8 protein-coding genes and 1 pseudogene are annotated in these 9,243 nt (G+C 39.1%); 8 read left to right on the forward strand and 1 reads right to left on the reverse strand.

Annotation, left to right across the window (positions count from 1 at the left end):
• The 6 genes from tsaB (at position 1) to fadD (ending at position 5,332) form a co-directional block, all read left to right on the forward strand.
• Complete coding sequence (gene tsaB, locus H4J57_RS17125) at positions 1-702, forward strand: tRNA (adenosine(37)-N6)-threonylcarbamoyltransferase complex dimerization subunit type 1 TsaB (protein ID WP_220465324.1); 702 nt, start codon at positions 1-3, stop codon at positions 700-702.
• A 66-nt stretch (positions 703-768) separates the two neighbouring features.
• Positions 769-1,248 (forward strand): hypothetical protein, encoded by a 480-nt coding sequence (locus tag H4J57_RS17130; RefSeq protein WP_182243708.1) that lies wholly within the window; start codon positions 769-771, stop codon positions 1,246-1,248.
• Between the two features lie 57 nt (positions 1,249-1,305).
• The gene (locus H4J57_RS17135; RefSeq protein WP_182217530.1) at positions 1,306-1,986 is read left to right on the forward strand and encodes a M50 family metallopeptidase; all 681 of its coding nucleotides are present in this window, start codon (positions 1,306-1,308) and stop codon (positions 1,984-1,986) included.
• Positions 1,973-2,551 (forward strand): Slp family lipoprotein, encoded by a 579-nt coding sequence (locus tag H4J57_RS17140; protein WP_182204073.1) that lies wholly within the window; start codon positions 1,973-1,975, stop codon positions 2,549-2,551. Before H4J57_RS17135 ends, H4J57_RS17140 begins: the two co-directional genes overlap by 14 nt.
• Before the next feature lie 5 nt (positions 2,552-2,556).
• Entirely contained in the window at positions 2,557-3,429 is an 873-nt protein-coding gene (locus H4J57_RS17145) for an alpha/beta fold hydrolase (RefSeq protein WP_182222479.1), read from the forward strand.
• A 238-nt stretch (positions 3,430-3,667) separates the two neighbouring features.
• Complete coding sequence (fadD, locus tag H4J57_RS17150) at positions 3,668-5,332, forward strand: long-chain-fatty-acid--CoA ligase FadD (RefSeq protein WP_182217534.1); 1,665 nt, start codon at positions 3,668-3,670, stop codon at positions 5,330-5,332.
• A gap of 60 nt (positions 5,333-5,392) precedes the next feature.
• Here fadD and H4J57_RS17155 read toward each other — a convergent pair whose 3' ends face one another.
• Positions 5,393-6,139 carry a YciK family oxidoreductase gene (locus tag H4J57_RS17155; RefSeq protein WP_070376239.1) on the reverse strand — a complete coding sequence of 249 codons (747 nt, stop codon included), beginning with the start codon at positions 6,137-6,139 and terminating at the stop codon, positions 5,393-5,395.
• Between the two features lie 270 nt (positions 6,140-6,409).
• Between H4J57_RS17155 and H4J57_RS17160 the strand changes: the two genes are divergently transcribed.
• Entirely contained in the window at positions 6,410-8,830 is a 2,421-nt protein-coding gene (locus H4J57_RS17160) for a VolA/Pla-1 family phospholipase (RefSeq protein ID WP_182243709.1), read from the forward strand.
• 179 nt (positions 8,831-9,009) lie between these two features.
• Positions 9,010-9,243: pseudogene (locus H4J57_RS17165) on the forward strand (protease SohB); the annotation flags it as partial.

Here is a 9,243-nt window from a genome sequence, read left to right on the forward strand (position 1 = left end):
TTGAATTTTTTGGCAATAGACGCTTCAACGGAAGCATGTTCAGTAGCATTAACGTTTAACGACCAAACGATCAGTGAATTTGAGCTAGCACCACAATCGCATAGCTTAGTGTTACTGCCGATGATTGACCGCTTACTTAAAAAAGCCGACATAACGTTAGCACAATTAGATGGGCTTATTTTTGGACAAGGACCGGGAAGTTTTACCGGCGTTCGAATTGGCGTTGGCGTCGCACAAGGCTTAGCTTTTGCTGCTGATTTAAAAGTTGTTGGGGTATCAACCCTGCAGGCTATGGCTCAACAAGCTTACAGTCGGCACCAGCAAGTAGAGGTTATTGCAACGATTGATGCTCGTATGTCAGAGGTTTATGCGGGCTATTATCGATTAAATGAGCAAGGTATTATGGAAGCTGCGCTGCAAGATACCGTATTAGCACCTGAAAAATTAGCTGAGTATTTGAATGAGTCTTTAACTGAAAATCAGCAGGTCTATGGTGTAGGAACTGGCTGGGACGCTTATAAAAATGAACTTGAGCCTTTAAAAATTAATGCGGGAACACCAGAGATACTTTTTCCTAATGCGGAAGAACTATTAGAAATTGGTCAGTATTACTTTTCTCAAGGTAAGGCGGTTAGTGCTGAAAACGCTCAACCGGTTTATGTACGTGATACTGTTTCATGGAAAAAGCTACCGGGTAGGTAATCGATTTTATTTAAGTGAAAATACAAAAAGTTTTGTAATTTGGCAAAACTTTGGTAAATTTAAACTATGCAAATAAATAGTACGAGTTCGTACACGCCCCAATCAAGCGCATCGTTGTCGGTTGATAATAAAAATCAGGTTGCTGAGCAACGTGATCGTTTTCGTGTCCAACAAATTGAGCAAAGTACAGGGCAAGCTGAAAAAACCAACAAAGACAGCACGCAACAAACCCAAGAGCAAGACCAACAAGCGAGTCAAATTGCACGTTTTGATATCGATGAGCAAGCACTTGCTTTAGTCGAACAAGCTCAATTTGAGAATCAGCAAGCACAACTCAACTCAAGTGCATCACAAACCGTTTCAGCAAGTAATATTTCTTTTTCAGGCCAAACTAACCAGCAAGTCGGCAATAAAAATAATAGCCAAGCAAGTTATGACAGCCCATCAAAGCAAAACCAAACCGCAATTGCAGCATATTCTTCAGTAGATAATATCGCTCAACGTGAAAATATTCAGCAGGTATTTGGTATCGACTTACTTGTCTAATTAACACTAGCCGCGTTTTGTCACATATTCTTCTTTTATCATAATGAAAAATAATCCATGAATAGTAAGTCTTCGTCCTTTTTGAAAAAATATCACTTTTGGTTAATATTGATTACCGCATTAATTATTAGCCAAATCCCCATTGTTTCAATACCCTTCAAATGGCTTGAAAGTTATTTTCATGAAATCAGCCATGGCCTAGCTGCGCTCTTTACCGGGGGGACTATCGTACAAATTCAATTGTTTTCTAACGGGGCAGGGCTATGCACAACTCGTGGAGGAATGAATTTTTTTATTAGCTTTATGGGTTATGCTGGCGCGGCGTTATGGGGAATAGGGATTTACTTTATCGCGAGTATGCACCAACGGGCAGCACAAATATTAAGTGGTATTATCGCATTATTGTTACTAACCACTTTGATTTTTTGGGCGAGAGATATTTTAACGCTAATTATTATTAGTGTTTTGTTAGCACTCGTTTTATTGAAATTTAAATATAAAAAATTAAGTTACTTACAGACAAGTTTGCAAATAACAGGGGCAATTATTTTACTTAACAGTGTAAAAAGTCCTTGGTACTTGGTTGATGGACGAAACTTTGGCGATGGTGCTGCATTAGCACAACTCACTGGCATACCTGAATTTTTATGGGTCGTTATATGGTTTAGTATTGGTGTTGGTGGTATTGTTTGGTTAGCGAATATATCTAGAAAAGGTAAATATGATGAAAAAACGTAATATAATCTTAATGCTACCCTTATGGGTAAGTGCAATATTTATAAGTGGCTGTTCATCAGTTCCAGAAGCATTGCAGGTACCTGATAATACAGTATTAACAGACTTTGTCGTTGTTCGAGATAATGCTAATACAGAACAAGGAAATGCGGCTCGCTGGGGTGGCGTTATTGCAAAAGTAACCAATAATGCGAACAATAGTATGTTAGAAATTGTTCACTTTCCGTTAAAGTCATCAGCGATACCTAAGCAAGGTAATGAAACGTTGGGACGATTTCGTGTTTATTTTTCAGGTCTACTCGATCCCGTTATTTATAAAGAAGGTCGCAGTATAACTGCATTAGGCACTGTCGCCGCTTCAGAAGAAGGGAAAATTGGCGAGCACGAATATAATTATCCGGTCCTAACCGCGACAAAAATACACTTGTGGAAAGAAAAAAAGCAAGTCGATGTGCGCGTTATCCATAATCCATTTTGGTCGTCTCCTTCTTTCTGGCAGCCTCGCTATTCAAATTATCCAAGAAGAGTTGTAGTGAGAAAAGCACCAGCGCCTGTTAAAAAGAAATAGTCACCTTGCGTATCCCCGATAACGTCGAAGAGGTGAGTTTTAACTTAGGTGAACTCACCCTGACTGGTCTAGCTTGTGGTGACAAAAACGACGAGCTAGTCTTGTGTCTACATGGTTGGTTAGATAACGCGGCTAGTTTTGTACCTATGTTACCTTACTTTAAAGGTAAGCGTGTTATCGCTATAGATTGGCCGGGGCATGGCTTATCGTCCCACAGAAGTGCTGATGCCCATTATCATTTTATCGATTACGTTTATGATTTGTTATTGCTGTGGGAAGTAAATCACTGGCAGAAAGTTGATATAGTTGCCCATTCAATGGGTGGAATGATTTCATCAGCATTCTCAGCCGCTTTTCCTGAAAAGGTTAAGTCATTAACCTTACTCGATTCAATTGGCTTTATTAGTGGTGAAGCTGAGGAAGCGACCGAGCATTTACGTAAGGGGCTGTTAAGTCGTTTAACGTGCAATCAACAATTATCGCCTTCAGCAAAAAAGAAAAAATTTCACCCCAGTTTAGATTCTGCAATTAAGGCTAGAGTACAAGTGTCTGATTTAAACTTTCAACAAGCAAAATTATTGGTTGAACGGGGGATTATTGAAGATGGTAATGGCTTTATTTGGCGAACTGACCGTCGTTTAAGGAATACATCCCCGTATCGGCTGACGTTGGCGCAAGCAAAACAGTTTATTGAAGATATTACAATTCCTGTGCAATTAATTTATGGTGACAAAGGCTTGTCATTTGTACAAACCGGTTTGAAAGAATTTGGTCCATTGTTTGATAACTTTATCAGCTATAAATTAATTGGGGGACATCACTTCCATATGGCTGAACCTGAGCAGACTAGTAGACATATTTTAGAGTTTATTGGCTGATTTTTTCTAAATGTTACCGTTTATAAAGAGAAAACGGTAAACGTGGCTAAAATTTATAGACATCAGACCAGTAATCACGTAAAAAGAAAATTCAAACATCCGTTTTAAAAAATAAAAATTCATTCATATAGAGTAAAATGACGATATCGATTAAAAAATAATACGTAAAATATAAAAGTATTAATCGAGTAAAACCAATAATCGTCTACAGTTAAGCTATTATTAGAGGAGTCGCAAAGTGCAACAAACGCAAAAAATTTGGCTTGAAAAAAGTTATCCACCCGGTGTCCCATTTGAAATCGATGCAGATAAGTACTCCTCGTTATCTGATATGTTCAATAAATACGTTGATATTTATGCCGAACGCACTGCCTTTATTAATATGGGCGCAGAAATCAATTACCGAGATCTAGAGATACAATCAAAAGCGTTTGCTGCTTATTTACAAAATGATTTAGGTTTAGTTAAGGGCGATAAGTTTGCCATTATGGTACCTAATTGTTTGCAGTATCCTATTGCATTGTTTGGTGCTTTACTTGCTGGTTTGACCGTGGTTAATGTTAACCCGCTATACACGGCCCGTGAACTCGAGCATCAATTGAAAGATTCAGGCACTAAGGCAATGTTAATCATTGAAAACTTTGCTAGTACCTTAGAAAAAGTCATTGATAATACCTCAGTTGAACATGTCATTCTTACTTCATTAGGCGACCGACTGGGTACTGTAAAAGGTGCGCTAGTTAATTGTGTGGTCAAATATGTTAAAAAAATGGTACCAGCCTTTAAATTATCAAACACCATTAGATTTAATAAAGTTGTCTCTCAGGGGATGCTCAAAGCTTACACGCCAGTAGAACTTTGTGGAGAAGATCTTGCGTTCTTGCAATATACCGGTGGTACAACAGGTGTTTCAAAAGGGGCTATGCTGACTCATCGCAATATGATTGCGAACTTATTACAAGCAAAAGCCGCAATAAAGCCTTTGATGGAAGATGGCAAAGAACTCGTGGTCACCGCATTACCGCTTTATCATATCTTCGCATTAACGGCTAACTGCCTAACCTTTTTAACGTTAGGTGGTACCAACTTATTGATCACCAACCCTCGTGATATGCCTGGTTTTGTAAAAGAGCTGGCTAAATATCCTTTTACCGCAATTACTGGTGTTAACACTTTATTCAATGGCTTATTAAATACTCCTGGTTTTAAAGACCTTGATTTTAGTACATTGAAAATGTCGCTTGGCGGCGGTATGGCAGTGCAACGTTCTGTTGGTGAAGCATGGGAGCGTGTCACAGGCACACGTTTATTAGAGGGCTATGGCTTAACTGAGTGTGCACCTTTAGTAACATTATGTCCTTATGATCAAAAAAGCTATAGTGGCAACATTGGTTTACCGGCGTCATCGACAGATATACGCATCATTAAAGATGATGGTAGTGATGCTGAGATTGGTGAACCAGGTGAGATGTGGGTAAAAGGTCCACAAGTCATGAAAGGATATTATCAGCGCGAAGCGGACACGGCTGAAATTCTAAAAGAAGGTTGGCTGGCGACAGGCGATGTAGCTCTTATGGATGATAAAGGTTTCTTTAAAATTGTTGACCGTAAAAAAGATATGATTATCGTTTCAGGCTTCAATGTTTATCCTAATGAAATTGAAGAAGTGGTCATGATGCATGAAGGTGTATTAGAAGTCGCTGCTATTGGTATAGATAATGACGCAACAGGTGAAGCGGTCAAGGTATTTGTTGTGCTTAAGGATAAAACATTAACGGAAAAAGATCTGATTAAACATTGTCGCGCCAATTTAACCAGTTATAAAGTACCGAAGTATGTTGAGTTTCGAGATGACTTACCCAAAAGCAACGTAGGTAAAATTTTAAGAAGAGAATTACGATAATTCTTAATTGATAAAACATAAAGGCTGTAAGTTTATTCTTACAGCCTTTTTTTTAGCTGCTTATTTTGCTTTTTGCGCGTTAACTCGTTGGCCATTAACAGCCAAACTATCACTCGTCATTAAATACACATAGGCTGGCATTATATCTACCGGTTTTGCTGAATCGTTTTCATGTTCTGCTGGGTAGGCAGTGTTACGCATATTAGTGCGTGTTGCGCCTGGGTTTATCGCATTTACACGTAACGTGGTATTTTCGTATTCGTCAGCAATAACTTGCATTAACCCTTCTGTTGCAAACTTTGAAACGCTGTATGCCCCCCAATAAGCTTTACCACTATTACCAACACCAGAGGTGGTAAAGACCAATGACGCATGATCACTGAGCAGTAATGCAGGGATTAACGCTTGAGCCATTAGATGCTGAGCCGTGACATTAACTTGCATTACATCTTGCCAAATTTGTTGATGTATCTGCGTGTAAGGTGTTAACTCACCTAACATTGAGGCATTGAGTAACGCGCCATCAAGTTTACCAAATTGATTAACAATGGTCGCGGTCATATCTATGTAGTGCTGTTTGGTCGCACCCTTTAAATCAAGGGGGATAATGGCAGGTTCAGCGGAACCTTGTGCGATGATTTCGTCGTAAACTGACTCTAATTTAGCGGTTGTTTTTCCTAATAAAATAACCGTAGCACCTAATTCAGCATAGGTTAATGCCGCTTGGCGACCAATACCATCGCCTGCGCCGGTAACTAAAATTATTTTATTGGCTAAAGAATTTGCTGTTATTTGGTAATTAAACATAGTATCAATACAAATTATTTGAAGGTAAATAAGGCAGTAATTCTACTACTTTGGCCTATTGACTGACGAGTAATATTTAAAAGTTTTAGCTAAAATGTTAGTTAAAGTTATAATAAAAGAAGAAACCGCTAGCACTTAGGCAGTTCTTACGGTAAGTTTAACTGGTCGAACAAGTTAGTTTTGTGAGCTACGCTTCACGAAATTACAGATAAATAAAAAATAAAAGCATAAAAAGCTAAATAATATAAAGCTCGTCTGTGGGGAGATAAAATGAAAAAGCTCGTACTTAGTGTTGCTATTGCCAGTGTTCTTGGACTAACGGCATGTGATGATGAATCAATTAAAGATGTTCAAAATGAAGTGGTTGAAAACGGCAGTGCCGTAACACCAACCGCTCGTGTTAAATTTAATCCAAGTGCGGGTGCTGCCGGACTTTCTATTCCGAATGACTTGATTTTTTCTGGTACCGTTGACGGTACGTTAGAAATTCCTGTTGCAGATCCAACTGATGGTTCAGACCCTTTTGTAGCCATTAGTGCACTGGACGGTTGGTCTATTTCTCAGCCTTTTCCTCTTGGAATTGAATTCCCAGCGGGTACATCTTTAGATGCCGCTAGTGCTTCTGAACCTGCGTCGGTAAGAGTCTTCGAAACAATTATGGGTGGTGATGCGAATGACAGTGATTGTACTGCTGTAACTCGTGGCCTTGCCTGTAAAGTTGTTGGTGAACTTGTATTCATGCAAGATTTTGTTACGCAAAAATCTGGCGATAATGTTTTATTTATTCCGATTCAACCGCTTAAAGCAGAAACGACCTATGTTATGGTAATGACGAACAATCTTCGTGATAACAATGGTAAAGCTATTGCGGGTTCAACTACCTATGAATTAGCACGTCAAGATATTAATACTTTGCCACTAGGCAGTGCATCGCAATTAGGTTTGCAAGCTGCAATTAATAGTTATGAGGCTGCTGTAGTCGCAGCAGGGGTTAGCAGTGATACTATTGTTTATACCGCTGCAATGACAACACAATCAACGACGCGTGTATTAAGCACGGTTAAGTCTTTGATGGCTGCTGGCGTACCTCAAATGGTTGCTAATGCTCAACAAGGAATCCCAGCAATTGGCGTAGCCGATACCGGTATTTCAGTTGCAAACGTATTAACGGGTTTAATTCCAGAAAGTTTGATCCCATTATATTCAGCAGCAAACTATATTCGTGGTTCAATTACACTTCCTTATTACTCAGGTGTACCTTCTGCTGAAAACCCATTAGCTCCTGTTAATGACTGGTGGCGTGCACGTTGTGATTCTGGCGCTACACTTGCTGGCTTAGCAGCAGCAAACCCAGCGGCGATCCCTGCTGATGCGTTAGATGCAAATGATGGTTTTTGTATGAATTTTGGTTTACGTGATTTAAGCTCAAGCGAAAATCCAGGATTAGCCACTCTTGATACTGAACGTAATTTAACTAAGTTTAACCCTATCCCAGCAACAAGCGTCATGATGCCGATTGATGTGCAAATGACTACTCCTGATTTAGCTTGGGCTAACCCAGTGCGTGCAAGTATGGATTTAGAGCCATTAGTAGAACCTGCTAACGGTTGGCCAGTAGCAATATTAGTGCATGGCATTACCTCAACCAAAGAGCAAATGTTGCCAATCACTGGCATATTATCTTTATTTGGAATAGCAACTGTTGCAATTGATCAGCCATTGCATGGTAGCCGTGGTTTTGATTTAGACGGTGACGGTACTGATGAAATTAATACCAGTACTGTGTCTACATTACACTATGTTAATTTGGGTAGCATGCTGAGTATGCGTGATAATACTCGTCAAAGTACTGCTGATTTATTAGGTTTGCGTTTAGGCATGAACTTTTTAGGTGGTGCTGACAGCGATGGTAACCCAATTAAAATTGATAGCAGTAAAGTACACCTTCTAGGACATTCATTAGGTGGTATATATGGTATGAATGCTGTTGGTTTAGCAAATACCGAACTAAATCCACAAATTGATGGATTATTCAAAATTGCTAGTACCTCTTTAGCTATGCCAGGTTTAATGTTAGCTAACTTTGGTTTAGACTCTCCAGCATTTGAAGGCTTGGCTAAATCTAATTTAACCATGCAGTTATCGCCTGACTTTGCCGCAGCAGTTGCAGCAACATTACCTGCTGATTATACTCAAGCCGAACTAAGTGCTTTCTATTTTGCTTTCTATGATGGTTTATCTATTGAGCAAAAAGCAACACTAAATGCTGGTTTCGCGCAGTTTACATTTGCCGCGCAAACCGTTACTGATTCTGGTGACCCTATTGCTTATGTACAAGCATTAGCTGCAACACAAACACCTACACACTTCATTGAAGTTGTTGGTGACGGCGCAGACAACCTTTCAGACCAAACAGTGACTAACAGAGCACCGTTTACACCTATGGGTGGCACAGAACCTGCTATTGCTTTATTAGGCTTGGAAGCTGTTAGTGAAACTACTGCTGGCTCTGGTGTGGTAAGATTTGTTCATGGTCATCATAGTTCAATACTTGACCCTCGTGCTAATGCTGCTTCACCTGATGCTGCGTTAAGTGCTAGAGCAACACAAGAGATGCAATCTCAAGTAGCCGTATTCTTTGCGACTATGGGACAATTAATTCAAGTAACAGATACAGGTGTTGTTAAATAACTTTAGCAACAACTAAAAAAACCCTCTTAGGAGGGTTTTTTATTGCCTTTTTATTGCCTTTTTAACTTATTAACTTTATTTATTTGCAATATGCCCCATATAGCTAATAGATAAATTTAAATATTAGCCTCAAGTCAATAAACGATTTAGACATATGAGGTTAATAACAGGAGAATGTATTGGAATTTTTGTATGAGTACGGGTTGTTTTTAGCTAAAGCGATCACCTTAGTTATTGCGATTGTCGCAATTGTCATGGTTATTGCTTCTTCAGCGATGAAACCCGCCGGTAAAAAAGGTGAGTTAGAGCTTAATGACTTATCTGAAGAGTTTATCGATGTTGAAGAAGATATTATTCATTACCTCTTATCAAAAGAAGAATTAAAAGAAAAAGATAAGAAAGATAAGAAAGCA

The sequence above is a fragment of the Colwellia sp. BRX8-7 genome (assembly GCF_014077275.1).
Classification (GTDB): Bacteria; Pseudomonadota; Gammaproteobacteria; order Enterobacterales; family Alteromonadaceae; genus Colwellia_A.

Coding starts and splice junctions, on each gene's coding strand:
- H4J57_RS17160 (WP_182243709.1), top strand. CDS start 6,410: ATGAAAAAGCTCGTACTTAGTGTTGCTATTGCCAGTGTTCTTGGACTA.
- H4J57_RS17155 (WP_070376239.1), bottom strand. CDS start 6,139: ATGTTTAATTACCAAATAACAGCAAATTCTTTAGCCAATAAAATAATT.
- H4J57_RS17135 (WP_182217530.1), top strand. CDS start 1,306: ATGAATAGTAAGTCTTCGTCCTTTTTGAAAAAATATCACTTTTGGTTA.
- H4J57_RS17140 (WP_182204073.1), top strand. CDS start 1,973: ATGAAAAAACGTAATATAATCTTAATGCTACCCTTATGGGTAAGTGCA.
- H4J57_RS17130 (WP_182243708.1), top strand. CDS start 769: ATGCAAATAAATAGTACGAGTTCGTACACGCCCCAATCAAGCGCATCG.